Origin of the sequence: Rhizobium sp. AN68 (genome assembly GCF_030758035.1) — a bacterium.
GTDB classification, from domain to species: Bacteria; Pseudomonadota; Alphaproteobacteria; order Rhizobiales; family Rhizobiaceae; genus Agrobacterium; species Agrobacterium tumefaciens.
Map to the genome: position 1 here is coordinate 2,144,673 of NZ_JARWMI010000003.1, position 24,903 is coordinate 2,169,575.

Here is a 24,903-nt window from a genome sequence, read left to right on the forward strand (position 1 = left end):
GATCGCCTGCTGCCTAGCTACGCGGCAGCGATGTGGAAATGCACAGCGCGAATTTCTTCAAAAGTTGCATGTCGAAGTGGCCTTCCCGGCGCAACATCCACGTCAGCGCTTCGTTTGCCGTCCACGGCTTCTTGTAGGGCCGAACCGAGGTTACGGCGTCATAGACATCGCAGATCGCCGCAATGCGCGCGTAAAGACTGATCTCGTTTCCGGCGCAGCCGCTGGGATAACCGCCGCCATCAATGCGCTCGTGATGATTGAAGCAGACATCCAGAACCATGGCCGGCATCTGCTCGTTGCGAGACAAGATATCCCGGCCAAACGTTGGATGAAGATTGATGATTTCCCGCTCGGTGGCGCTTAACCCTTCCGCCTTGTTGAGGATCGACGAAGGAATTTCCACCTTGCCGATATCGTGCAGCAGGCCGCTGATGCCGAGCAGATCGACCGTTTCCTTGTCCAGCCCGAGATAATTGCCAAAATGGATCATCAACCCGCTGACGGAAACCGAATGCACGAAGGTCGTCTCGTCCTTCGACTTCAACCGGGTAACGCCGATGAAAATCGCCGGGTTCGACTGGACCGCATCGGAAATCTTGCCGGCCGCCGCTGTCATGCCCTTGAGGGACACGCAGCCACCGGCTTCGGCAACGGCAAATGTCTCGGCAATGGCATCGGCGGCAGAGCGCACGGCATGGGTGATGGCAGCCATGGTTTCGGGGCCATTGTTTAATCGCGGCGGGACGGTTCCAGAGTACGGCCTACCCTCGATATCGTTTCCCTTGGCCGTATTGATGATGATGCTTTCAGCGCCGCTCAATTTCAATTGACGCATCAACTCTTCATGGCGCAGAAGAAATCGATATCGCTGCAAAAATTCGCTGTTCGAAAGCGCTCCCTCGACCGCTTCGATAAACATGCCAACCGTCAATTGCTGGGTAGAAATTCGTTTGAGCATCAGACGCTTTTATTTTCCTTCCCGGGAATGGTAACCTCCGCTGGCAATTGCTGAAAAGACCGGGACCAACCGGTATCCCTCCAAGGGTAAGTTACGCATTCCTAACATTGTTCAATTTTGGAACTTAAACATAAGATAGCACGAATATGAAAATTTTTTACTCTGGATATATTTAAAACGCAAAGAATCAATTCGATTAAGTCAAGAAACAACCTAAGAATGTAAATACTGAAAATTCTCGCGAACGACGTAAACCAGGAGCCGAAGAAAAGCCGCATGAATTCGAAACTTGAAACGCGCATCGATCAGGGTACGGGCCGTGAACCGGCAGATATAGTTCTCAAGGGCGGACGATTCTTCGACCTCGTAACTGGAGAACTTGTTGCCTCCGACATCGCCATATGCGGCGATACCATCGTTGGAACTTGCGAAAGCTACAAGGGTCGCCGGGAAATCGACATTTCGGGGAAAATCGTCGTTCCAGGTTTCATCGATACCCATCTCCACATCGAATCATCGCTGGTGACGCCGCACGAATTCGACCGCTGCGTTCTGCCCTACGGCGTTACCACCGCCATCTGCGACCCGCATGAGATCGCCAATGTTCTGGGCGCGGAGGGGCTTCGGTTCTTCCTGGACAGTTCCATGGAAACCATCATGGACATCCGCGTGCAGCTCTCGTCCTGCGTGCCCGCAACCCATCTGGAAACCTCGGGCGCCGATCTGCCGATCGAAAAACTGCTGCCGTTCCGTGATCATCCGAAGGTTATCGGCCTTGCCGAATTCATGAATTTTCCGGGTGTCATCCACAAAGACCCGGTATGCATGGCAAAACTCGAAGCCTTTCAGGGACAGCATATCGACGGACACGCGCCGCTTCTGTCGGGAACGGCGCTGAACGGATATCTGGCAGCCGGCATCCGCACCGAACATGAGTGCACCAGTGCTGCCGAGGCTTTGGAAAAGATCCGCAAGGGCATGCATATTCTCGTGCGCGAAGGCTCGGTCTCAAAAGACCTGCACGCCCTGATGCCTGTTATCACCGAGCGTCTGTCGCCTTATCTTGCGCTTTGCACCGATGACCGCAACCCACTCGACATCGCCGAACAGGGTCATCTCGATTATATGATCCGCACTGCAATCGCCAACCGCGTGGAACCGCTCGCCATCTACCGCGCCGCCTCGATTTCCGCCGCAAAGGCCTTCGGCCTGCGTGATCGCGGTCTTATCGCACCGGGCTGGCGTGCCGACCTCGTGGTGATCGACACCTTGCAGAACTGCAAGGCCGGCATGGTCTTCTCCGGCGGCCGTATCGTCGATGACGCGCTGTTTGCCACCCGCAAGCCGGTCGCGCCCGTCGGTCTTGACAGCGTCAAGGCAAGACCAGTGCTCGCCGCCCATTTCGGCGTGCCGGTCGCGCAAGGCGAGACCCCGGTGATGGGCGTGCTCCCCGGCAAGATCATCACCGAACATCGCCGCTACACGCTGCCGACGGACGGCAACCAGACGACTGTCGATCTCGCAAACGACATCATCAAGGTCGCCGTCATCGAGCGCCATGGCAAGAACGGCAACCACGCCAACGGCTTCGTGCAGGGCTTCGGGCTGAAGAAGGGCGCCATCGCCTCCACTGTCGGTCATGACAGCCACAATATCTGCGTTGTCGGCGTTAACGAGGACGACATGGCGCTGGCCGCCAACCGGCTCGGCGAAATCAAGGGCGGTTTCGTGGTAGTCGAAGACGGCAAGGTGACGGGCGAGATTGCGCTCCCGGTCGCCGGGTTGATGAGCCTCGAACCTTACGAAACGGTGCGAGACACGCTCCACACCCTGCGAAAGGCAGCCTATGCGCTCGGCACGACGCTCGAGGAGCCCTTCCTGCAGGTGGCTTTCCTGCCGCTACCCGTCATCCCGCACCTGAAGATTTCCGACATGGGCATGGTGGATGTGGATCGGTTTGCACTGATCTGACGACGGAGTTTATCGGCTGGAAACAGCGTAATCTGCTTATGCCGCGTTTCTGAGACGGCGCGAGCCGTCTCAGATTTTCGTTTCTGCAGGCCAGGTCACGTAATAATATTTGCCCGCGACCCTGCCAAAATAGGCGTGGCGCAAGTTACCGGAATAAGAATAAATGAGCCGAGCGACGTCCGCATAAAAAAGAAGGCGAAACGGACGGATTGCTAAATCGGCTGACTTACAGCATCGGCAAGTCATGAATGCGATGGCAGCAGCTTGCGGAAATAAACCACCCGTTCGGTCTCCTCAAACCCCAGCGCCGCATGCATACGGTGTGAATCGACATTGGCAATATTGGCATCGGAGGCAAGTTCGCTCACACCCTTGCTGATCGCCCAGCGGGTGACCTCGGCGATCAATGCCGCGCCAACGCCCTGACCGCGGAATTCCTCCTCCACATAAACGCCTTCGAGAAACGCAACAGGCGAGGTATTGCATCCGTTGACATAATCCCGCCGGAGGCTGACGTCGGCAAAACCGATGGCCATTCCGACCAGATCATAGGCAATGAAACCGGCGTCGTTGTCGGATAGGTTCTGCAATTCCGCCCTGTGGTCGGCAACAGAGGCATCGGGCCATAAACGGTGGCGCAAAAGGGACCAGTCATCCAGAGATGCTGCGGCGTCCCTGATGGAAAATTGCAGGCTCAAGCGACGACCCCGCAAAACACGTCCAACCCCTCAAGCTTCACGATCCCGGCGTCGAACAAAGGCTCAAAACCCGGCATCGGCAGGATATCCGTGACCTCCATACCCTTCGGGATAGGAAATTCCACCGCCTCACGCGTCAGGTTGAAAACGAACAGCAGTTTTTCGTCACCCTTGTGGCGCGTGAAGGCCAGCACATCGAGATTGGTCTTGATGAAGTCCATATCGCCGTCGCGCAATGCTCCATGGGTTTTGCGGAAGGACAAGACCGCGCGGTAGTGGTTAAGAACCGAGTCCGGCTTGCGCTCCTGCGCATCCGCCGCCTGCATGGCGTGGACATAGGGCACCGGCAGCCACGGCTTTTCCGCGCTTGAAAAACCCGCATTCGGCTTGCCGGTTTCCCACACCATCGGCGTGCGGCACCCGTCACGCCCCTTGAAGGCGGGCCAGAAGCGAATGCCGTAGGGGTCACGCAAATCCTCGAAGGCCAGTTCGGCCTCGGTCAGGCCCAGCTCCTCACCCTGATACAGACATATCGAGCCCCGTAGGCTGGCGAGAACGCAGATGGCGAGCTTCGCAACCCGCGTCTGCTCCTCGGAGCCTTCGGAAAACCGGCTCAGATGGCGCACCACATCGTGGTTGGAAAAGGCCCAGCACACCCAACCATCCGTCACCACCTTGCCAAAGGTCTCGACCGAGCCCCGCAGGTGTTTTGCGCTGAAATCCGGGCCGAGCAGATCGAAGGTATAGCACATGTTGAGTTTGTCGTTGCCGGATGTGTAGGCCGCGACCGTCTTCAGCGAGCGTGCGCCGTCCCCCACCTCGCCCACGGTGGCGCGGCCCTCATATTCATCGAGAAGCGCGCGGAAGCGCTGGAGGAAGGCCACGTTTTCCGGCCGCGTCTTGTCGTAGAGATGATCCTGCATGCCGTAAGGATTGACGTCGGACGCATCGAGGCCAAAGCTTTCGTCGTCCAAAAGCGGCGGGTTGTCGCGCAACAGCTTGTCGTGGAAATAGTGATTGACGGTATCGAGACGAAAACCGTCCACGCCGCGATCGAGCCAGAACCGTACGGTTTCCAGAAGCGCATCCTGAACATCCGGATTGTGAAAATTGAGATCCGGCTGCGAGGCGAGAAAGCTGTGCATGTAATATTGCTTGCGCACGCCATCCCATTCCCATGCCGGCCCGCCGAACACGGAAAGCCAGTTGGTGGGCGCCGTGCCATCCGGTTTGGGATTGGCCCAGACATACCAGTCCGCCTTGCTGTTGATGCGGCTTGCACGGCTGTCCACGAACCAGGGATGCTTATCGGATGTATGCGAAATCACCTGGTCGATGATGACTTTCAGCCCCAGCCGGTGCGCCTCGGCCATCAATGCATCGAAATCGGCAAGCGTGCCGAACATCGGATCGACATTGCAATAATCGGAAACGTCATAGCCCATATCGGCCATGGGGGAGGTGAAGAAAGGCGAGAGCCAGATGGCATCGACGCCGAGCGAGGCGATGTAGGACAGCCGCTTCGTCACCCCGGCAAGATCGCCGTAACCGTCCCCGGTCGTATCCTGAAAGGATCGCGGATATACCTGATAGATCACCGCCCCCTTCCACCAGTCCGATTGCGCTTGGGATTTGTGGACCGGGGCATGGGTTGTCGGCATGAGCGATCTCCTGATGAGGGTTGGTCCGAGAATATAAAGCAGCTGTCCCTGCGTAAACCGGAACTTCGCAAATGCCCAAAATCACCTCGAAGCGGGCTTGTCAGGCACCTCCTGTCGTCGTAATCCCGAAGGTAAAGTAAGTGGAGGATGACGGCGTGGGCGGACGGTTTCTGTCGATTGGCGAATGTATGGTGGAACTGTCGCAGGCCGGAAACGGGCTGCTGCGCAAGGGTTTTGCCGGTGATACCTTCAATACGGCATGGTATGCACGTGCCTGTCTGCCAGAAGACTGGTCCGTCGATTATTTCACGGCACTCGGCGACGATCCTCTTTCGCAGGACATGCTGGCCTTCATTGCAGATGCCGGTATCGGCACGGAAAAAATCCGCCGCATCAAGGGCGGCACACCCGGCCTTTACCTCATCAACCTCAAGGATGGTGAGCGCACCTTCAGCTATTGGCGCAACGCCGCCGCAGCAAGGCAACTCGCAGCAGATGCGGACCACCTGCGCAAGACGGTGGAAAGCGCCGACGTCATCTATTTTTCTGGCATCACGCTCGCCATTCTCGCTTCGCCCCACGATGTAGATACTTTCCTTGCGGAACTGCGCCGCGCCAAGGCAGCGGGCAAGCCCGTGGTCTTCGACCCGAACATCCGCCCGCGCCTCTGGTCCGACAAGGACACGATGCTGGAGACGATTACCAACGGCGCACGCGCCGCAACGCTGGTAATGCCGAGTTTCGATGACGAAGCCAGCCATTTTGGTGACACATCCGTCGAGGCCACAATCGAGCGTTACCGTGCGCTCGGCGTCGCCAACATCGTCGTCAAGGATGGCGCAAAGGGTGCGACACTCGATTTCAGCGGCGCACGCAGCCACGCTCCGGCGGTAGAAGCCGTGGATGTGGTGGATACGACAAGTGCAGGCGACAGTTTCAACGGCGCGTTTCTCGCCCGATATGTAACCGGCAGTTCGCCGCATGACGCCGCCGTCTTTGCCGCACGGGCAGCGGCAACCGTCATCGGCCATCACGGCGCGCTGATCAGCCCCGAGCTTCTTCCGCTGGTCGGATGATGCCAGACGGAACCGGCTTCCTGACACCTGTGCTTGTCACAGGGATGACCAGGAGCGTGCATTACGGACAAGAGCAGCTTGTGTGTGCAAAGGACACTTCTCTACCCTTATCCGCCCTGACATGATCCTGTAACACGCACGCCGCATATACGGGCGGAAGCCGGGTGGTGGGGAATCGCCCGCGCGCAGTCGAGCAGGATCGGTGTTTCATGACGAGAATCACGATTGTCACAGATGCCTGGCACCCGCAGGTCAACGGCGTGGTTCGTTCCATCGAAAATACCAATACGGAACTCGCGCGGCTGGGCGTGGATGTGCACATGGTGACACCGCAGAGTTTCTACAGCATCCCCTGCCCGACCTATCCGGAAATCCGCCTGTCAGTCGCCGGCTATCGCCGTGTCGCGGCGGAGATTGAAAAAAGCCAGCCCTCCTTCGTCCACATCGCCACCGAGGGTCCGCTGGGTTTCATGGCGCGGCGCTGGTGCGTGAAGAACAGGATGCGTTTTTCCACCAGCTATCACACCCGCTTTCCCGAATATGTCGCGGCGCGCTTCCCCGTCCCGGAAAGCTGGCTTTACGCTTTCGTGCGCTGGTTTCACAACGGTGGCAACACCTGCATGGTGGCGACGCCAAGCCTCGAGACCGAGCTTGAGGCCCGCGGGGTTCGCAACTTGAAGCGCTGGAGCCGCGGCATCGATGCCGAACTTTTCCATCCACGTCCGAAAACGTCGCTGCCTTTCGATCTGCCGAGACCGATCTTCATGACGGTCGGTCGTGTGGCGGTGGAAAAGAACCTGCCTGAATTCCTCGACCTCGAGCTGCCCGGATCGAAGGTCGTGATCGGCGATGGCCCGGCCCGCCATGAATTGCAGGAAAAATATCCGGACGTGCTGTTTACCGGCATCAAGACCGGGGAAGAACTCGCGGCTGCCTATGCGCAGGCCGATGTCTTCGTTTTCCCGTCCAAGACCGACACATTCGGCAACACCATTCTGGAAGCGCTGGCGAGCGGTGTGCCGGTGGCCGCCTTCCCCGTTACCGGGCCGATCGATATCCTCGGCGGCAATCCCGGGGCAGGCGCGCTGAATGACAATCTTCGCGACGCGTGTCTTGCAGCGCTCCATTGTTCATCGCAGGAGGCCCTGGCGCTTTCCAAAAGCTACAGCTGGGAAAAGGCGTCGCGGCAATTCCTCGACAATGTCATCCACGCCGCCGGAAAATCCCTGCCGCTTTTGTCCCGCTCACGACTTGCCTGACGTGGAGACACATTGATCCCCGACATTTTATCGGGGAACGGTGGACGAAACAAAGCAGGAGTGTCACAAGACGATCTGGACGCGACCGCCGTTATCTTTAGAACGGGGTCGGGCTGCTGATTGACGTCAGGCGGCTGCCGCGAGATCACGCTGGCCGTCCTAATTTCACAAAGACTTATCCCGTCTTAGATCACCACACGCCGACGAGCGCCTGGCCGGAAAGCGGCACCGTCCGCGCCTTGCCGTTCCGCTCCGTGACCGAAAGCGACGGGGACATCTGTTTCGGCGACTTGCGGAACCAGTTTGCGGCGACGCTTGCCAGATCGCCGATCATCGCCTGTTTGTGCCAGTCGGCAAAACGCCGCGCGGTGGCTTCCGGCTCGGAGCGGTAGAAGAAATCGCCGGAATGATCGAGATCGTTGATGGAAGCCGCCATGGCCGATAGCGGACGCTGAAACATCTTCGGGGGCACGGAAAGTTCGCGTGCGCTCTGCGAAAAAGCGGGCGCCATGAAATCGATCGCCCATCCGTCCGCTTCGACCCAGCAATGGAAATTATCGCCAGCGCCCGTTACGTAACCATCGTCACGATGGTCCGCAAAAAGCATGACCGTTCCACCAAGATTATAAGCGGCAAGCCCGCCCTTCGGCACAGCTTTCACCTTGTAATGCTGCTGAAGGATGAAGGCGCCGAAGGTGCTGAAATACATGCAGGCCGTAGCCGGGTCAGCATTGTCGTTGACGAGCAGGCTGTTGATGACGCGGTAAATCCGGTGATAGTCGGTCTGCTTGATCAACATGGTTTTTTACTCGCCAGTTTTATGATTATCGGAAGGCAACGGGAGAGACCGGTTCACCGTCGATCTCGATGTTGGTGAGACCTCGGCCCCACGCGACGTCATCCTCGGGCTTGTCCCGAGGATCTACCTCCCGAGTCGCAAAATCGAAAGTTTGCAGATTCTCGGGACTAGCGCGAGAATAACGGAGGAGAGGTTTTCAGCAGCCGATTACCGCCTCTTCTTCGCCTTGCTCTCGAATGGATTGTCCGAGCCACGATAATGCACGCGGATCGGCACGCCCGGCATGTCGAAATCCTTGCGCAGACCGTTCACGAGGTAGCGCGTGTAGCTCTCCGGAATGGCTTCCGGTCGGGTGCAGGAAATCATGAAGGCCGGAGGGCGCGCCTTTACCTGCGTCATGTATTTCAGCTTGAGGCGGCGGCCGGAAACGGCCGGCGGCGGATGCTGCGTGGTCTGCGCATCGAGCCAGCGGTTGAGCTTGGCGGTCGAGATGCGGCGGTTCCAGATCTTGTCGGTATCGATGATGTTCTGCATCAACCGGTCAAGGCCATAGCCCGTCTGGCCGGACATCGGCACGGCGCGAATGCCGCGGGCCTGCGGAAGAAGCCGCTCGGTCTTTTCACGCAGATCGGCCAGAAACGCCTGCGGATCTTCAACCAGATCCCATTTGTTGAAGGCAAGCACGGCGGCGCGGCCTTCGCGGATAACGAGATCGACCAGCTGCAGGTCCTGCTTTTCGAACGGAATGGTGCTGTCGAACACGATCACCACCGTTTCGGCGAAACGAATGGAGCGCAGGGAATCCGCGACCGAGAGCTTCTCCAGCTTTTCCGTTACCCTGGCCTTGCGGCGCATGCCGGCCGTGTCGAACATCTTGATGGTGCGGCCGCGCCAGTCCCACTCGACGGAAATACTGTCGCGGGTAATGCCCGCTTCCGGGCCGGTTAGCAGACGGTCTTCACCAAGGAAACGGTTTATTAGGGTGGACTTGCCCGCATTCGGTCGGCCGATGATGGCGACGCGCAGCGGCTTGGTCTCGTCATAAACAGGCTCTTCTTCTTCCTCTTCCTCGCTGCCGGGTTCAGTGCGCGGAAGAACGATATCGGTCTCTGCCTCATCCACTTCAGGCGGGAAGGCAACGTCTTCGCCAATCGCCTCGACGATGGCGTCGCGCAGGTCGATCATGCCCTGGCCATGTTCGGCCGAGATGGCGCAAGGGTCGCCAAGACCGAGCGTAAAGGCATCGTAGAAGCCCGCATCGGAACCGCGCGCCTCGGACTTGTTGGCCACCAGAACCACCGGCTTGCCACGACGGCGCAGCATTTCGGCCAGCGTTTCATCGGCGGGCGTCAGGCCTGCCTTGGCGTCAACGACAAAAAGCGTCACATCGGCTTCGTCGATCGCCGCTTCGGTCTGCGCCCACATGCGGCCCTGAAGCGTCTCCGGCCCGGATTGCTCCAGACCAGCGGTATCGATGATGGTGAAACGAAGGTCGACAAGCTTCGCGTCGCCGGGGCGGCGGTCACGGGTCACGCCCGGCGTATCGTCGACAAGCGCCAGCTTCTTTCCGACCAGACGGTTGAAAAGCGTGGACTTGCCGACATTGGGGCGCCCGACTATGGCGACGGTGAAGCTCATTGATTGTTAATCCTTGGAGGTGGGAAAGCCGTGTTAGACAGCTTTGCCCGAAGCAGTGATATTGTCGAGCATGATCTGCGCGCGGTTCGTCACATTGCGTGGCGCCTGCGCGTCGCTGACGATCTGCTCGAACCATTGTTTGGCCTTGGCGAAATCGCCAGCCTTGTAGGCGGCAAGACCAAGGGCTTCGCGAGCCGATGCACGCATGGTCTGGCCTTCGCCGCTCAATGGCTCCGCTAGTGCAACGACCTGATCATACGTGCCGTTGTCAACCAGCAGCCACGCCGCGCGCACCTTCGCCGTATCGCGGAAGACCTGCGGGGCAGACGTGTCGTTGCCGATCGCGGTGAAGGCAGCGATGGCGCCGGCCGCATCGCCCTTCTGCGAAAGCAGCGTCGCAGAACGGAACTTCGCCAGTACCGGATAATTGCCATGACCGGAGGTTTCAAGATCGGCAAAGGCCTTCAGCGCTTCGTCCGTCTTGTTGTCGGAAGCAAGCTTCAGCGCCGCAATGAACTGGTCGCCGGAATTGGAAGCGCGGCTGGTGTTCCAGTATTCGTAGATGCCAGCACCGGCGGCGCCCACAACCACGAGAACGGCGGCGCCAACGACCACGATACCGTAGCGGCCCCAGAAACGGGAAAGCTGCTCGGAACGGATCTGCTCGTTCACTTCGCGGATAAAGGTATCATTTTCGTTTGCCATCAAATTCTCCGTTACCCGCGCGGAGATCGTCGCCGATCCATCCGTTCGCAGACATACCAAGCCGCTTACCCGGGTCAGCAAAAGTCCAGCCGACGGGTCATGGTCGGCCTTCTAGCCTATTTTGCCTGATATGTAAGGGGGAAACGTTGATTTCCTACATGGCGATGGGCTGAACGCCGATCAACCATTCGTGCAGTTTCAGGATGAAAGCGCCCCAGAGAACGATGCCGCCGACGATGGCCACCAGATCGTAACGGCCCGAGACGAAGGGACGGACCACTTTTTCACCCGCTCTTTCCCGGCGCTTCAGCGAAATCCGCATCACCACACCCCAGGCGAGGAACGATGCAAAGAGAAGAATCGAAGAGGTCTCTCCATTCGCCAGAAGATGGGCGAGCGCCCAGATCTTGACCGCCAGAATGAGCGGATGTTTGGTTCTGGTTGCGATGTGGCCAGCCGGGATGAGGCTGGCGATAAGACAGATCATCGCGGGCAGCATCAGGGTCACGGCGAGGTGGCTCGTCCAGACCGGCGGGTTCCACAGAACGCCGGTTTCCTGTCGCGCCTCGCCAAACGCATAGATGACGAGACCGAGCGTTATGAGGCTTGCGAGAGAATAGACGCCCTTGAACGGTCCTTCTCCCATCTTCGCGATCATCTGCGCGCGAAATCGCGGCGCAAACACCTTCAAAAGATGCGTCAGGAAAAACAAGGCAAGACAGAGTACGAGAAAAAGCATGGAACACGGTCCCCCGGTGGAACGGAATGCGGCCTCATTACCGCGACGCAGAAAAGGAATTAGGCTGAAAGACGTAAAAAAGCCAGTTTATTCAAAGCTTCGCCTTATTCCACCCGCAAAAGGCAGCGGTGTTTCACATGACGGATGCCTGATGTTTCGCCCATTGACTGCTTTTTCCCTGTCGCTATGCCTTGCCCTTCCCGCTTTTGCCGAAAATGCAGAGAAGCCGAAGCAGCTCGTCATCGTTTCTTTCGACGGTGCGGGCGACAATTCGCTGTGGGAAAGAAGTCGGGCGACGGCGAAGGAGGTCGGCGCGCATTTCACCTATTTCCTTGCCTGCACGCTGGTGATGGACCGCAAGACCAGCGCCAAGACCTATCAGGGCCCCGGCCAGAAGGCCGGGCGCTCCAATGTCGGATTTGGCCAGTCGCCGGAAGAGGTGGAGACGCGGCTGCGCAACATCTGGTCGGCCTATCGCGAAGGTCACGAAATCGGCAATCACACCTGTGGGCATTTCGATGGCGGCCAATGGACCGCCGAGCAATGGGACGGCGAGTTTACCACCTTCACCAGCACGCTGGAAAATGCCTGGCAGATGATTGGCAAGAAGGGTGAAGAACCCGAAGGCTGGCGCGACATGGTGAAAAACATCAACGGTTTCCGCGCGCCCTATCTTTCGCAGGGGCCGGCGCTGACCGCAGCCCAGAAGAAACACGGCTTCGTTTATGACGCCACCAGCATCACCAAGGGACCGGAATGGCCGGTGGAGCGCGACGGCATCGAACATTTCGGTCTGCCGCTGGTTCCGGAAGGCCCCGGCAATCGCCCGATCATCGCCATGGACTACAACCTCTTCATCCGCCACTCCATCGGCATCGAGACGCCGGACCGCGCGCAGGAATTCGAGGAACGCGCCTATGCGGCGTTCCGCACCGCTTTCGACAAGCAGTATAATGGCGAACGCATCCCCCTGCAGATGGGCTTCCATTTCGTGAAGATGAATGGCGGCGCCTATTGGAACGCCTATGAGCGGCTGCTGCGCGAAGTCTGCCGCAGCGACGATGTCGCCTGCGTGAGTTACGCCGAGGCCATGCCGATCATCAAGGCGCGCAGGAAGCAGAAGACAGAGGGCTAAGGTCCCCGGATACAATGCAAAAGGGCGGCCAGTCGGCCGCCCTTTTTGTTTTCCGTCAGGGCTTGTTGGCCGCCAGCTCTCCGGCTTCCGCTTCCCGCTGAAGATAACGCTCGTCGATTTCAGGCAGGGGCTTGTCATCGATCGCGGCCTCGAAAGCCACAAGACGTTTGTGGATGGACAGCAGCTCGATGATCGTGGTCCAGGAATTGACCAGATACTGGAACGAATTACTGACCTGACCGAAGGCCGTGGCGATCTGCTGGTAGATACCATAGGTGATCTTGCCCGCCACGATGGTGGGAACAAGCATCAGGAGCAAGAACACGGCATCGGCCTGAATGTAGAAATACCGCGCGACGTTGAAGTAGAGGTAGTGCCAATACATGCGGAAATAGTTTTTCCGCACATTGGAGTAAAGCTCCTTGACAGTCGGCGGCTGGGCGCGGTCGGCGTGATCCTCACCGTAGACCAGTTCCTTGCGATAAGCCGCTTCCACACGCTGGTTGCGGAAATTCAGGCCGGGCAGCTTGATGCCGACCGTCGCCAGAAGCACGGTGCCGAACACGGACCAGACAATCGCCAGCCAGAACAGCGCGTGCGGCACTTCGCCAAGGATCGGCAATTCGGAGACGTAGGACGACAGCGCAAACAGGATCGGCAGAAACACAACAAGCGTCATGACCGAATTGATCAGGGTAATACCCAACCCCTCCAGCGTGGAGGAGAACCGCATCGTATCTTCCTGAACGCGCTGCGAGGCACCTTCAATGTGGCGCAGCTTTTCCCATTTTGACATGTAGAAGTCGTTCATCGCGGTGCGCCAGCGGAAGATATAATGGCTGGTGAAGAAATCCGTGAGGATCGACACAGCCATGCTGAGAAAGGCGATCTTGGCGAAGACAATCTGAAGACTGTAAAAATCCCAGACTTCGATACCCGGCTGTTTTGACAGCGCATTTTGCAGGAGATCGCCGAAAGGCCGCCGGAAATTGTTGATGACGACGGAAATCTGAACGCCGAAATAGGTCACCGCGATAATCAGCAGCGATCCCCATATGGACCAGAACTTCCAGGGGTGATCCTTGGCGAGAACGGTCCAGACAGCCCCGAACAACACCAGGCACAATGCCAGATAGGCGTAGAAGAACAGATTGGCGGGAACCAGAAAATAGCTGAGATCGTAAGGTTCTTGCTCGGGCATCACGTAGCCCCAAGACCTGCCTAGCCCTTCAACGATGAAGTACCATCCAAGAATGGCGACAAAAGCCCAGACGATGGCGGAGGTGAAGAACAATTTCGGTTTGGGAAAGAAAGAATGAAACACGTTTCGAACTCACGCGCGTTTGAAGTCAGCCATTATTGGCGAAGCACTAGATGGCCCGAACCTAGGGCAGAAATTTGTGCACAGCAACGAAGAAGCGACGACCTTAACAAGATGTAAGGCGCAAACGGCGGATCGATCCCGCAAGGAACCCCTGAAATCGCCCCTTGTGAGGCGCAATATGCCCGGGCGGATTTAGCGCCGCCGCTCCGTGGCGAGAACCGGCAGCATCAGGAGAATGCTGGCGACAAGCACGCCAGAGGCGAGAATACTTGGTGCAGTAAAACTTCCCGTCACCTCGGCAATCCAGCCGGCGGCGAGTGGTCCGACGATCTGTCCAGTACCGAAGGCTGCCGTCATCAGGGCAAAGGCGCGGCGTGGGCTTGGGCCTGCGAATTCCCGGCCGAGCTGAAGGCCATAGGCGGTGATGACCATGAAGGTCAGCCCCAGAAGCAGACCGCCGGCAAGCACGCCCGGAACGGGTGGCAGCATGACGGAAGCGAAGACGCCGACGGCTTCCACAGCAAGCACGATCACGAAAGCGCGCTTCAGCCCCTGCGATTTCAAGACTGGCTTCCAGAGGAAAAGCGAAATGGCGGCGGCACATCCCGTCACGAACCAGACCAGAAACTCCACGAAAGCGCCGGCAGCAGCCATGCGGGCAATCGCAACAATGAAGGTGGCGGTGATGACGTAACCGAAGCCGAACAGCCCATAGGCGAGCGTCGTCAGAAAGAGCGGCTTCGTCCATTTGAGCGGCGGCTCCGACAGCGCAGAGGCATGCCGGGGTGGCCCGGCGGGCATCACCCGCCAGACGAGAAGAAACGTAGCGAAGGAAAAGACGGCACCGGCAATCCACTCCTCCCGCCAGGAGGCACCGCCGCCATCAAAAACGACGCCGATGAGATAGACCACAAGCGAGGAAATCGCGATGCCGGCACCGACGCCGCCATAATGCAGCGCCTGAATATGGTCCTTGCCGGCTTTCATGGCGTGGCCGATGACGATCTGCGACGTGAAGATCATGGTCATCGCACTGGCAACGCCGGCGAAAAACCGGATCAGGGTGAAGGCCGCAACGGAGTTGAATGCGGCCATGGCGAGCAGCAACGCGCCCGTGGAAAACAAGCCGCAAAGGGCGACCAGCCGTTCCCGTCCCGAGCCCCATGAATAGGCGGCGAGAACCGCCCCCGCGAGATAACCGGCGAAATTTCCAGCCGCGACGATACCCGCATCCCCCGCCGATAGCGGAACATCAGCCATCATGCCGGGAAGAATGGGGGTGAAGGAAAAACGGCCGAAGCCCATGGCGGACGCCATCATCAAGGCGCCGGCGAAACCGAGTGCAGTCAGATGTTTGGGGGAAAGTGGCTTGTCGATGCTCATGTACGGCTTATCGCAACCGCACTGCCACGGAACAAGCGAGTTATTTTGATCGGCAGCATAAGCCGTCTTTGTTGGTACGAGATGCAAGGACCTTGTTGTCTGCGCATCCTTATCCACCCTCATTCCTGTGCTTGTCACAGGAATCCAACCGACGCGCGTCCGCGCGGCGAGAGAAGTCCTTTCAGCCCAAGGACTTGGGCTGGCTGGATCCCTGTGACAGGCACAGGGATGAGGGAGGAGAAAGGTCAACGAATGCGGCAAACGTCGTAATTGGCGCACTCAGCTACGAAACTTGGTGTCTCGTAAAGTGGCGGTCTTCACCACTCACTCAACCAGCGTCAGCACCAGCGGGCCGTTCTTCGTAGCAACCACGGTATGTTCATACTGCACGGTCGGCGCGCTCGGATCGCTATAGAGCGTCCACGGATCGTCGTCGCCATCTTCGGCCCAATAGGCACCCGTCGACAGGAAGGGTTCAACGGTGAAGACCATGCCCTCCTGCATGATGCGCCGCTCACCCTTGTCCGGCCAGGTCGCCAGTTCCTTCGGCTCCTCATGCAGGGAGCGGCCGATGCCGTGGCTCGCCAGATTGGTGATCAGCGTGTAGCGGTTCTTTTTTGCAAAGGAGCCGATGGCATTGCCGATATCGGCAAAGGGCCGACCGGTTTTCACCTGCTGCAAGCCCGTCCACATGGCGCGCTTGCCATCGCGGCACAGCCGCTCGATCTCCTTTTTCACCGGCGGCACGGCGAAAGACGAACCCGTATCGCCGAAGAAACCGCTCTTCACCGCCGAGACATCGATATTGACGAGATCGCCCGCCTTGATGATGCGCGGGCCGGGAATGCCATGCGCAACCTCTTCGTTGACGCTGATGCAGGTCGCGCCGGGAAACTGGTAGCAGAACTCCGGCGCCGATTGCGCGTCGTTATCCTCCAGTACCTTTCGGCCGATCGCATCCAGTTCGGCCGTGGTGATACCGGGTTCCAGCGCATCCGCCATGGTCTGCATGGCCACGGCGCAGATGCGACCGATATCCTTTAGCAAAACCAGTTCTTCGTCGGTGGAGATGACCATGTTTCTGTCCGTCGTTCTAAATGGCGGGTCTGAAGACGCCCGCCTTGGTAATAATCAGGCCGTGGCTTTCACCGGATCGGCACTCCCCGTCAATTCTTTTCTGACAACAGGCGCGACTTTCGTACCATAAAGCTCGATGCCGCGCATGATCTGGTCATGCGGCATCAGGCCGATTGCCATCTGCAACAGGAAACGGTCGTTCTTGAAAACGCCATGCGCCTTGATGATCTTTTCCGCCACCAGCTCAGGTTCGCCAAGGAAGAGGTTGCCCTCCGGCCCACGCGCCGCATCGAAATGCGCGCGGTTTGTCGGACCCCAGCCGCGCTCGCGGCCGATGCGATTCATCACCTCAGCCTGCGGTCCGTAAAACTGGTCCGCTGCCTTGTCGGTGGTGTCGGCAATGAAGCCGTGCACGTTGATGCTGGTGCGCAGCCTGGTCTTTTCCTGCCCCGCCCGGCGTGCAGCTTCGTGATAGAGATCGAACAGCGGCGCGAAGCGGCGATATTCGCCGCCGATGATGGCAAGCGCCACCGGCAGCCCCATGGCGCCGGCCCGCGCCACCGATTGCGGCGTGCCGCCAACCGCGATCCAGACCGGCAGACGCTCCTGAAGAGGACGCGGATAGACCCCGCGCCCATTGATGGCGGGGTGTTTGGTGCCGGACCAGGTGACGATTTCGTTCTCGCGCAGCGCCAGGAGCAGATCGAGCTTTTCCGCAAACAGCACGTCATAGTCTTCGAGGTCGTAACCGAACAGGGGGTAGGATTCGATGAAGGAACCGCGCCCGGCCATGATTTCGGCTCGGCCGTTCGACAGGAGATCGACGGTGGAGAATTGCTGGAAGACCCGGACCGGATCATCCGAACTCAGAACCGAGACAGCGCTCGTCAGGCGGATATTCTTCGTCTTCACCGCCGCCGCCGCAAGCACGGTGGAGGGTGAGGACGCGACATAGTCCGGGCGGTGATGTTCACCCAGCCCAAACACATCCAGTCCGACCTGATCGGCAAGCTCGATTTCCTCAAGCAGTTCGCGCAGCCGGCGCGCACCTTCCGGCCCACGGCCATCGGCGGGGTTGGGATTGACATCCGCAAAAGTGTAAAGACCGAGTTCCATAGACGATACCTCTGTTTGATTGTCTGAGAGATAGGCACGGACGGCCCTTCAGACAAATGCAAAATCTGGCGTAAAATCTGGATGCTTAGCTTCGAAAAAGTGGATGGGCGCCGGCGCATTATGCCCCATGCCGGCCTCCCCCGAAATCGCGCCCGAAATCGCGATTGCCAGCCCGCCCCCTTTGGGCATAACCTGCTTAAATATGTGCGAAGTAATGCAAAAAGGGGAAAGCATGCATCGGACAGTTATCGTGACAGGCTCCACAAGTGGCATCGGCCTTGGCATCGCACAGAGATTTGCGAGGGAGGGCGCGAATATCGTGCTGAATGGCTTCGGCGACGAAGACGAAATTGAAAAACTCCGCCTTTTGCTGGAAGCCGAAAGTGGCGGGCGTGTGCTCTACCACCCGGCAGATATGACGAAACCGGACGAGATTGCCGATCTCATCAATTCCGCGCATGAGAAGCTTGGTTCGGTCGATGTGCTCGTCAACAATGCCGGCATTCAGCACATCGCTCCGATCGAGGAGTTTCCGACGGAAAAGTGGGACTGGATCATCGCCGTCAATCTGACCAGTTCCTTCCATACGATGCGCGTTGCGATACCGCTGATGAAGAAGGCCGGCAAAGGCCGTATCATCAACATTGCCTCTGCCCACGGTCTCGTCGCCTCGCCGTTCAAATCTGCCTATGTGGCAGCCAAGCACGGCATCATGGGCCTGACGAAGACGGCGGCGCTCGAGCTTGCGCAGACGGGCGTCACCGTCAACGCCATCTGTCCCGGTTATGTGCTGACGCCGCTCGTCGAAAAGCAGATACCGGAAATGGCCAAGGTGCGCGGCATCAGCGAAGAGGCGGTGAAGAACGACGTGATGCTGGAATTGCAGGCGACAAAGCAATTCGTCACCATCGATGACGTGGCGGCAGCGGCCGTCTTTCTGGCAAGCGATGCCGCCAGCAACATTACCGGCACGCATATTTCCGTCGATGGCGGCTGGACAGCGCAATAATCGATGACATCTCTTTCCGTTTTGGAAACAATGAATTGCCAAAACGGAAATCGATATGCGCGCGCGGGCGTGCATAGATAGCAGATTGGGAACCGGCTCAACCGGACAAAAAGCAAGGCAGTGCATGAACGACGCGATCAGCTTCATCCTCAACAGCGAAACCATTTCGCTTAAGGGTTTCGGACCGACAGACACGCTTCTCGATTATCTCCGCCTTCAAAGACGGCTGACCGGGACGAAAGAAGGCTGTGCTGAAGGTGACTGCGGCGCCTGCACGGTGTTGGTCGGGCGGCTTGTTGATGGCTCGCTGCGTTATGAAAGCGTCAATGCCTGCATCCGCTTTTTGGGCTCGCTGCATGCAACCCATATCGTGACGGTAGAGCATCTGGCCGGCCGCGATGGCACGCTTCACCCCGTGCAGCAGGCAATGGTGGATTTCCACGGTTCCCAATGCGGTTTCTGCACGCCGGGCTTCATCATGTCGCTCTACGGCCTGTGGCTTGCCAGCGAAAACCCGTCCCGCGCCGATATTGAAAAGGCGCTGCAAGGCAATCTCTGTCGATGCACGGGTTACGAGCCGATTGTGCGGGCCGCCGAAAAGATTGCAGCCGCCCGCCCGAGTGCGCTGTTCGACCCGCTGCAACGCGACCGCACCGATATCATGGCAAGGCTCTGGGCGATCCGCGCCAATGAGACCATTACGGTCACCCGCGGCGAAGATCGGACCATCATCCCGGCAACGCTTGCTGAATTGACCGATATCTATGCCGCCGAGCCGAAGGCTACCATCGTTGCCGGTTCCACCGATGTCGGCCTGTGGGTGACAAAGCAGATGCGGGCGCTTAATCCTGTCATCTTCATCAACAACCTCGGCGATCTGCAGGGTATTGCCGTGGATGAGAACGGCGTGACGCTCGGTGCCGGTGTCACCTACAGCCAGGCCTTCAAGACCATTGCAGAACATTTCCCGGCGCTTGCCCGGCTGTTCGATCGTCTTGGCGGCGAACAGGTGCGCAATATGGGAACAATCGGCGGCAACATCGCCAACGGTTCGCCCATCGGCGACACGCCCCCGGCCCTGATCGCGCTCGGCGCCACGCTCACCTTGCGCTCGTCTTCCGGCAGCCGCACCTTGCCGCTGGAAAGCTATTTCATCGATTATGGCAAACAGGACCGGCTGAGCGGCGAATTCGTCGAAAAGCTCTTTATTCCATTCCAGAAACCCGAAAGCCACTATGCCGTCTACAAGATTTCAAAGCGGCGCGACGAGGATATCTCCGCTCTCTGCGCCGCCTTCCATCTGACGCTCGAGGCCGACGGCACGGTCGAAGACATCCGCGTCGCCTTTGGCGGCATGGCCGGCACGCCGAAACGCGCTGCACATCTCGAGGCAGCGCTTCTCGGTAAGGCGTGGTCGCAGGATACCATCGACGCGGCGCGCGATGTGCTGGACGAGGATTTCACACCGCTGACCGACTGGCGCGCGACCGCCGAATATCGGCAACTCACAGCCAAGAATTTGCTGACACGGTTTTTCCTCGAGACATCAGGGGAAAAGCAGGAACTTGCCCGCTTCTCGCTGGAGGAGGCTTGAACCATGGACACGACAAGCTTCGATAAGACCAAGACCGAAATCGACGGCCCTGTACACGCCTCGCTCAGGCACGATTCTGCCCATAAACATGTGACGGGCAGCGCCGAATATATCGACGATATTCCCGAACCCGCCGGCCTCGTTCACGGTGCGCTTGGCCTTTCCGACCGGGCCCATGCCGAAATCGTCTCGATGGACCTTTCGGAAGTGGAAGCTGCGCCGGGCGTGTTATGGGTGATGACAGGCAAAGACGTGCCCGGCGAAAACGACGTCTCCTCCGGCGGGCGTCATGACGAGCCGCTGCTGGCCGAAACGAAGGTTGAATTTCACGGCCAGCCGATCTTCGCGGTCTTCGCTGAAAGCCGCGATATTGCCCGCAAGGCCGCCCGCAGGGCGAAAATCGTCTACAAGGACCTGCCGCATTTCACCGATATCGACACGGCGATTGAAAATGGCGGCGCGCTCGTCATCGATCCGATGACGCTGAAGCGTGGTGATGCGAAGCTCGAAATGGACGTGGCACCCCGCCGCCTGACCGGCACGATGCGGATCGGCGGGCAGGAGCATTTTTATCTCGAAAGCCACATCGCCATGGCCGTGCCGGGCGAGGACGATGAGGTGACGCTGTGGAGCTCCACCCAGCATCCGAGCGAAATCCAGCACATTGTCAGCCACATCCTTCAGGTGCCATCCAATGCCGTCACGGTGCAGGTGCGGCGCATGGGCGGCGGTTTCGGCGGCAAGGAAACCCAGGGAAACCAGTTCGCAGCCCTTTGCGCCATTGCCGCCAAGAAGCTGAACCGGGCCGTGAAAATCCGCCCCGACCGCGACGAGGACATGACCGCCACCGGCAAACGCCACGATTTCCGCGTCGATTACGAGCTAGGCTTCGATGAGGAAGGCCGCATCCACGCCGTCGACGCCACCTATGCGGCCCGCTGCGGCTTTTCCTCCGACCTGTCCGGCCCGGTAACCGACCGCGCGCTGTTTCACGCCGATTCCAGCTATTTCTATCCGCATGTGCATCTGACCTCCCGGCCGCTTAAAACCCACACGGTTTCCAACACCGCCTTTCGCGGTTTCGGCGGCCCGCAGGGCATGCTCGGGGCTGAGCGTTTCATCGAGGAAATCGCCTATGCCGTCGGCAAGGACCCGCTCGATGTCCGCAAGCTCAATTTCTACGGCGAAACCGGTTCGGGCCGCACCACAACCCCCTACCATCAGGAGGTCGAGGACAACGTCATCGCCCGCGTCGTCGAGGAATTGGAAGCCTCCAGCGAATACCGCGCGCGCAGGCAGGCAATTGTCGAGTTCAACAAGACCAGCCCGATCATCCGCAAGGGCATTGCGCTCACCCCGGTAAAATTCGGCATCTCCTTCACCATGACCGCCTTCAATCAGGCGGGCGCGCTGGTGCATATCTATAATGACGGTTCGATCCACCTGAACCATGGCGGCACCGAAATGGGCCAGGGCCTCTACACCAAGGTGGCGCAGGTGGTGGCCGATGCCTTCCAGGTGGATATTGGCCGGGTGAAAATCACCGCCACGACCACGGGCAAGGTGCCCAATACGTCGGCCACGGCCGCCTCGTCCGGTACGGACCTCAATGGCATGGCGGCCTATGACGCTGCCCGCCAGATCCGTGAAAGGCTCATCAAATTCGCCGCCGAGAACTGGAACGTGCCGGAAGAAGAGGTTGTCTTCCTGCCAAACCGGGTGCGCATCGGGCTTGAGGAAGTCGCCTTCAACGATTTCATCAAACGAGCCTATTTCGCCCGCGTCCAGCTTTCCGCCGCCGGTTTTTACAAGACGCCGAAAATCCATTGGGATCGTGCCGCCGGCCGCGGCACGCCGTTTTATTATTTCGCCTATGGCGCGGCCTGTTCGGAAGTGTCGATCGATACTCTGACCGGCGAATACATGATGGACCGCACCGATATTCTCCACGATGTCGGCAAGTCGCTAAACCCGGCCATCGATATCGGCCAGGTGGAAGGCGCCTTCGTACAGGGCATGGGCTGGTTGACGACGGAGGAATTATGGTGGGACGGCAAGGGGCGGCTGCGCACCCACGCTCCCTCCACCTACAAGATCCCGCTTGCCTCCGACCGGCCGAAGATTTTCAACGTTCAACTGGCGGAATGGTCGGAAAACGCCGAGCCCACCATCGGCCGCTCCAAGGCCGTGGGCGAACCGCCTTTCATGCTGGCGATCTCGGTTCTCGAAGCACTCTCCATGGCCGTCGCGTCCATCGCCGACTACAAGGTCTGCCCACGCCTCGATGCGCCGGCAACGCCCGAGCGGGTGCTGATGGCGGTGGAACGGTTGAAGAAGGTGTGAGGGGAGACACAATGACGTCCCTCTCCCGCTTCCTCGCCAGCTCCGGACCTGCAATCCTCGTGGAAATCGAGGCCGTGAAAGGGTCATCGCCGCGCGAGGCTGGAACCTTCATGCTGGTAAGCCGGAAGGCGCTGTGGGAGACCATCGGCGGCGGGCAGTTCGAATATATGGCGATAGACCATGCCCATGCCATGTTGAAGAACGGTACGACCGAAGACGGCATGGATATTCCGCTCGGCCCCGAAATCGGCCAATGCTGCGGCGGCCGCACCTTGCTCCGCTTCCGGCTGGTAACGCCGGACATCGCGGCAGCACTCGAGGCAAGGCTTAAGGCTGAAACCGAGCAGCAGCCGGCCGTCTTCATTTTCGGGGCGGGCCATGTCGGCAAGGCGCTGGCAGATGCTCTGTCGCTTCTGCCTTTGACACTGACCGTGGTGGAAACCCGTGAAAACGAGTTGCGCGATCTTTCAGCCGGTGTCGTATCCGTGCTGATCCCCATGCCGGAAGCGCTGATCGCGAAAATTCCCGCAAACGGCGCTGCGATCATCGTCACCCACGATCACGCACTCGATTTCCTGATTGCAAAGGAAGCGCTTGCCCGCGACGATCTCGCTTATGTCGGCATGATCGGCTCGAAAACCAAACGCGCCACCTTCGCCCATTGGCTGGAGCGAGAGGGAGAACCCGCTACCCGCCTTCAAAAACTCATCCTGCCGATCGGTGGAAGTAGCGTCAAGGACAAGCGCCCCGCCGTCATAGCGGCCCTTGTGGCAGCCGAGTTGCTGCAAGCATTTTCCGCTGCCGAAACCCGTCGCACCGAAAATCAGCGCGGCCATCCTCAAGACCAAGATCACGCCTGATCCCGTCGGGCAGGCTTTCATCTACCAGATTATCCGGTCGAAGGCTTTCAAGGGAAAACCGTTCCGCGGTCCGCAGACCCGCGCGCAGGCGGGACCACGCGCGCAAGAGTGCTGTGCGCATGTTCGTCTCCATTTAAAAAATGTCAGAAGCTCAGTTGATGAATTGAGCTAAAAATGCTCTGTTTTCCGGATAAAAACCAATGAAACCTTTGGCAGTTGGCATAAAGAGAACTTATCCATGAAAATGTCCCGCCAGTTCCCCCTGAATGCCCTGCGCGTGTTCGAAGCCGCCGCCCGGCATCTCAGCTTCACCAAGGCCGGTGAGGAACTGGGCATGACGCAGACGGCGGTCAGCTATCAGGTGAAACTGCTGGAAGAGAATGTTGGCGAGCCGCTGTTCATCAGAAAGGCGCGGCAGGTTGTGCTGACCGAGGCCGGGCAGAAACTGGCGCCGAAAGTTGCGGAAGCCTTCAACACTTTACGGGAGGCCGTCGACAATGTCCGTGACACCTCTGACACCACCCTGACAATTCACTCCACCGCGACCTTCGCATCGCGCTGGCTTTCGCGGCATCTGGGAGCTTTCCAGCTTGAACATCCCTCGATCGCCGTGCGGCTCGACACATCAAGCGCATTGATCGATTTTACGCAGTCCGATTGCGATGTCGCCATCCGCTGGAGCAGCGACGATGGCAAAGGACTGATCTATCATCAGTTGCTGCGGGGCGTTTACACGCCGATGCTGCATCCGAACCTTGCCGAAAGCATCGGTGGATTGAAAAAGCCGGAGGATCTTCTGCGCCTGCGCATCATCGATCCGGGTGACATCTGGTGGAGCCAATGGTTCCGGGAAGTCGGCATCGAAAATCCGGGCCTCGACCGTTATCCGCGCAGCCGCCTCAGCGTGCAGGCTTTCGAAGCCGCAGCGGCAATTGCCAGCCAGGGGGTAGCCATGCTCACCCCTGAACTTTATGCGGACGAGATTGCCCTCGGCCGCCTTTATCAGCCCTTCGAGCACCTCAGCAACGAAGGTAAGAACTACTGGCTCGTCTACCCTGAAAACCGCAGGAACATTCGCAAGATAAGGCTGTTTCGCGACTGGATACTGAAGCGGATCGACGAAAACCGGCCGCAAACATCTCAATACCCCATATCAGGCGCATAAAAGCAGCGCGGCGTGTCCTCGTCCGGGAACAGACAGAGATGATATTCTCCATCCTCGGATCGTCTTGCCTCACGCTGCGACCAGCTGAAGACATGGCGCCGCGTCACCAGACGATGATCGCCGGGCGCAAGCGAGACCTCGTAACCATCCTGCGTGACACGAACACTTCGCGTAGGGATCATCTGGCAATCGCCGGTTTCGGCGTCGCCATTGCAGCAGTAGCTTTCATATTTGAACCCCTTGTGGGATTCATGCGCAAGCGCCGTGGCGTTAAACGCCATCAGCAGGAAAAGAACTGTCAGAACAAGGCGCATCGGCACGGTCTCCGTTGAAAACAACGGCGGCTGCCGGAAGGTCATTGCGTCACTTCATTCAAAATCCAAGCATCAACGC

The 24,903-nt window shown here is 58.9% G+C and carries 21 protein-coding genes; 9 read left to right on the plus strand and 12 right to left on the minus strand.

Annotation, left to right across the window (positions count from 1 at the left end):
* Positions 1–13: 13 nt before the first annotated feature.
* On the minus strand, positions 14–958 hold the full coding sequence (locus RBH71_RS23525; protein ID WP_003513616.1) for an HD-GYP domain-containing protein: 945 nt from the start codon (positions 956–958) through the stop codon (positions 14–16).
* A gap of 276 nt (positions 959–1,234) precedes the next feature.
* Between RBH71_RS23525 and ade the strand changes: the two genes are divergently transcribed.
* Entirely contained in the window at positions 1,235–2,929 is a 1,695-nt protein-coding gene (ade, locus tag RBH71_RS23530; RefSeq protein WP_111800990.1) for an adenine deaminase, read from the plus strand.
* A gap of 242 nt (positions 2,930–3,171) precedes the next feature.
* On the opposite strand, the gene aac(6') is transcribed toward ade, so the two are convergent.
* Entirely contained in the window at positions 3,172–3,627 is a 456-nt protein-coding gene (aac(6'), locus tag RBH71_RS23535; protein WP_003513621.1) for an aminoglycoside 6'-N-acetyltransferase, read from the minus strand.
* On the minus strand, positions 3,624–5,288 hold the full coding sequence (locus RBH71_RS23540; RefSeq protein ID WP_003513623.1) for an alpha-glucosidase family protein: 1,665 nt from the start codon (positions 5,286–5,288) through the stop codon (positions 3,624–3,626). Before RBH71_RS23540 ends, aac(6') begins: the two co-directional genes overlap by 4 nt.
* Positions 5,289–5,443: 155 nt before the next feature.
* Here RBH71_RS23540 and RBH71_RS23545 point away from each other — a divergent pair, with 155 nt between their 5' ends.
* Together RBH71_RS23545 and RBH71_RS23550 are read left to right on the plus strand one after the other, a co-directional pair.
* On the plus strand, positions 5,444–6,364 hold the full coding sequence (locus RBH71_RS23545; RefSeq protein WP_003513625.1) for a sugar kinase: 921 nt from the start codon (positions 5,444–5,446) through the stop codon (positions 6,362–6,364).
* A 209-nt stretch (positions 6,365–6,573) separates the two neighbouring features.
* On the plus strand, positions 6,574–7,623 hold the full coding sequence (locus RBH71_RS23550; RefSeq protein WP_003513627.1) for a bifunctional monoglucosyl/glucuronosyl diacylglycerol synthase: 1,050 nt from the start codon (positions 6,574–6,576) through the stop codon (positions 7,621–7,623).
* 190 nt (positions 7,624–7,813) lie between these two features.
* Here the strand turns inward: RBH71_RS23550 and RBH71_RS23555 are convergent, their stop codons facing one another.
* The 4 genes from RBH71_RS23555 to RBH71_RS23570 form a co-directional block, all read right to left on the minus strand.
* Positions 7,814–8,422 (minus strand): DUF2026 family protein, encoded by a 609-nt coding sequence (locus RBH71_RS23555; protein WP_003513629.1) that lies wholly within the window; start codon positions 8,420–8,422, stop codon positions 7,814–7,816.
* 207 nt (positions 8,423–8,629) lie between these two features.
* Positions 8,630–10,060 carry a ribosome biogenesis GTPase Der gene (gene der / locus RBH71_RS23560; RefSeq protein ID WP_003513631.1) on the minus strand — a complete coding sequence of 477 codons (1,431 nt, stop codon included), beginning with the start codon at positions 10,058–10,060 and terminating at the stop codon, positions 8,630–8,632.
* Positions 10,061–10,093: 33 nt separating this feature from the next.
* Positions 10,094–10,765, minus strand: a complete 672-nt coding sequence (locus tag RBH71_RS23565) for a tetratricopeptide repeat protein (protein ID WP_003513632.1) — start codon at positions 10,763–10,765, stop codon at positions 10,094–10,096.
* Positions 10,766–10,919: 154 nt separating this feature from the next.
* On the minus strand, positions 10,920–11,504 hold the full coding sequence (locus RBH71_RS23570; RefSeq protein WP_003513633.1) for an NnrU family protein: 585 nt from the start codon (positions 11,502–11,504) through the stop codon (positions 10,920–10,922).
* A gap of 151 nt (positions 11,505–11,655) precedes the next feature.
* On the opposite strand from RBH71_RS23570, the gene RBH71_RS23575 reads away from it, so the two are divergent.
* Positions 11,656–12,639 (plus strand): polysaccharide deacetylase family protein, encoded by a 984-nt coding sequence (locus RBH71_RS23575; RefSeq protein ID WP_003513634.1) that lies wholly within the window; start codon positions 11,656–11,658, stop codon positions 12,637–12,639.
* A 55-nt stretch (positions 12,640–12,694) separates the two neighbouring features.
* Here the strand turns inward: RBH71_RS23575 and sbmA are convergent, their stop codons facing one another.
* From sbmA to RBH71_RS23595, 4 genes are all read right to left on the minus strand, one after another.
* A complete protein-coding gene (gene sbmA, locus RBH71_RS23580; protein WP_003513636.1) occupies positions 12,695–13,963 on the minus strand; it encodes a peptide antibiotic transporter SbmA in 1,269 nt (422 codons plus the stop codon).
* 192 nt (positions 13,964–14,155) lie between these two features.
* Positions 14,156–15,346: an MFS transporter gene (locus RBH71_RS23585; RefSeq protein ID WP_003513638.1), complete on the minus strand. Its 1,191-nt coding sequence runs from the start codon at positions 15,344–15,346 to the stop codon at positions 14,156–14,158.
* 324 nt (positions 15,347–15,670) lie between these two features.
* Entirely contained in the window at positions 15,671–16,423 is a 753-nt protein-coding gene (map, locus tag RBH71_RS23590) for a type I methionyl aminopeptidase (RefSeq protein ID WP_003513640.1), read from the minus strand.
* A 54-nt stretch (positions 16,424–16,477) separates the two neighbouring features.
* Positions 16,478–17,539, minus strand: coding sequence for an LLM class flavin-dependent oxidoreductase (locus RBH71_RS23595; protein ID WP_003513642.1), 1,062 nt, complete (start codon positions 17,537–17,539; stop codon positions 16,478–16,480).
* Positions 17,540–17,771: 232 nt separating this feature from the next.
* On the opposite strand from RBH71_RS23595, the gene RBH71_RS23600 reads away from it, so the two are divergent.
* The 5 genes from RBH71_RS23600 to RBH71_RS23620 all read left to right on the plus strand — a co-directional run bounded on the left by RBH71_RS23600 (position 17,772) and on the right by RBH71_RS23620 (position 24,510).
* The gene (locus RBH71_RS23600; RefSeq protein WP_003513648.1) at positions 17,772–18,548 is read left to right on the plus strand and encodes a 3-hydroxybutyrate dehydrogenase; all 777 of its coding nucleotides are present in this window, start codon (positions 17,772–17,774) and stop codon (positions 18,546–18,548) included.
* 124 nt (positions 18,549–18,672) lie between these two features.
* A complete protein-coding gene (gene xdhA / locus RBH71_RS23605; protein WP_003513650.1) occupies positions 18,673–20,142 on the plus strand; it encodes a xanthine dehydrogenase small subunit in 1,470 nt (489 codons plus the stop codon).
* Positions 20,143–20,145: 3 nt separating this feature from the next.
* A complete protein-coding gene (gene xdhB / locus RBH71_RS23610; RefSeq protein ID WP_003513651.1) occupies positions 20,146–22,485 on the plus strand; it encodes a xanthine dehydrogenase molybdopterin binding subunit in 2,340 nt (779 codons plus the stop codon).
* Positions 22,486–22,496: 11 nt separating this feature from the next.
* Positions 22,497–23,345, plus strand: a complete 849-nt coding sequence (gene xdhC, locus RBH71_RS23615; protein WP_323687525.1) for a xanthine dehydrogenase accessory protein XdhC — start codon at positions 22,497–22,499, stop codon at positions 23,343–23,345.
* A 238-nt stretch (positions 23,346–23,583) separates the two neighbouring features.
* Positions 23,584–24,510 carry a LysR substrate-binding domain-containing protein gene (locus RBH71_RS23620; protein ID WP_003513655.1) on the plus strand — a complete coding sequence of 309 codons (927 nt, stop codon included), beginning with the start codon at positions 23,584–23,586 and terminating at the stop codon, positions 24,508–24,510.
* On the opposite strand, the gene RBH71_RS23625 is transcribed toward RBH71_RS23620, so the two are convergent.
* The gene (locus RBH71_RS23625; protein ID WP_003513656.1) at positions 24,486–24,824 is read right to left on the minus strand and encodes a hypothetical protein; all 339 of its coding nucleotides are present in this window, start codon (positions 24,822–24,824) and stop codon (positions 24,486–24,488) included. The genes RBH71_RS23620 and RBH71_RS23625 overlap by 25 nt on opposite strands.
* Positions 24,825–24,903: the final 79 nt, after the last annotated feature.

What these genes read in the sequence shown, in the direction of transcription:
- RBH71_RS23570 (WP_003513633.1), bottom strand. Translation starts at nt 11,504, where the DNA reads ATGCTTTTTCTCGTACTCTGTCTTGCCTTGTTTTTCCTGACGCATCTT.
- xdhA (WP_003513650.1), top strand. Translation starts at nt 18,673, where the DNA reads ATGAACGACGCGATCAGCTTCATCCTCAACAGCGAAACCATTTCGCTT.
- RBH71_RS23525 (WP_003513616.1), bottom strand. Translation starts at nt 958, where the DNA reads ATGCTCAAACGAATTTCTACCCAGCAATTGACGGTTGGCATGTTTATC.
- der (WP_003513631.1), bottom strand. Translation starts at nt 10,060, where the DNA reads ATGAGCTTCACCGTCGCCATAGTCGGGCGCCCCAATGTCGGCAAGTCC.
- xdhC (WP_323687525.1), top strand. Translation starts at nt 22,497, where the DNA reads ATGACGTCCCTCTCCCGCTTCCTCGCCAGCTCCGGACCTGCAATCCTC.
- RBH71_RS23540 (WP_003513623.1), bottom strand. Translation starts at nt 5,288, where the DNA reads ATGCCGACAACCCATGCCCCGGTCCACAAATCCCAAGCGCAATCGGAC.
- RBH71_RS23550 (WP_003513627.1), top strand. Translation starts at nt 6,574, where the DNA reads ATGACGAGAATCACGATTGTCACAGATGCCTGGCACCCGCAGGTCAAC.
- RBH71_RS23555 (WP_003513629.1), bottom strand. Translation starts at nt 8,422, where the DNA reads ATGTTGATCAAGCAGACCGACTATCACCGGATTTACCGCGTCATCAAC.
- RBH71_RS23595 (WP_003513642.1), bottom strand. Translation starts at nt 17,539, where the DNA reads ATGGAACTCGGTCTTTACACTTTTGCGGATGTCAATCCCAACCCCGCC.
- map (WP_003513640.1), bottom strand. Translation starts at nt 16,423, where the DNA reads ATGGTCATCTCCACCGACGAAGAACTGGTTTTGCTAAAGGATATCGGT.
- RBH71_RS23585 (WP_003513638.1), bottom strand. Translation starts at nt 15,346, where the DNA reads ATGAGCATCGACAAGCCACTTTCCCCCAAACATCTGACTGCACTCGGT.
- RBH71_RS23600 (WP_003513648.1), top strand. Translation starts at nt 17,772, where the DNA reads ATGCATCGGACAGTTATCGTGACAGGCTCCACAAGTGGCATCGGCCTT.
- RBH71_RS23575 (WP_003513634.1), top strand. Translation starts at nt 11,656, where the DNA reads ATGTTTCGCCCATTGACTGCTTTTTCCCTGTCGCTATGCCTTGCCCTT.
- ade (WP_111800990.1), top strand. Translation starts at nt 1,235, where the DNA reads ATGAATTCGAAACTTGAAACGCGCATCGATCAGGGTACGGGCCGTGAA.
- RBH71_RS23625 (WP_003513656.1), bottom strand. Translation starts at nt 24,824, where the DNA reads ATGCGCCTTGTTCTGACAGTTCTTTTCCTGCTGATGGCGTTTAACGCC.
- RBH71_RS23565 (WP_003513632.1), bottom strand. Translation starts at nt 10,765, where the DNA reads ATGGCAAACGAAAATGATACCTTTATCCGCGAAGTGAACGAGCAGATC.
- xdhB (WP_003513651.1), top strand. Translation starts at nt 20,146, where the DNA reads ATGGACACGACAAGCTTCGATAAGACCAAGACCGAAATCGACGGCCCT.
- RBH71_RS23620 (WP_003513655.1), top strand. Translation starts at nt 23,584, where the DNA reads ATGAAAATGTCCCGCCAGTTCCCCCTGAATGCCCTGCGCGTGTTCGAA.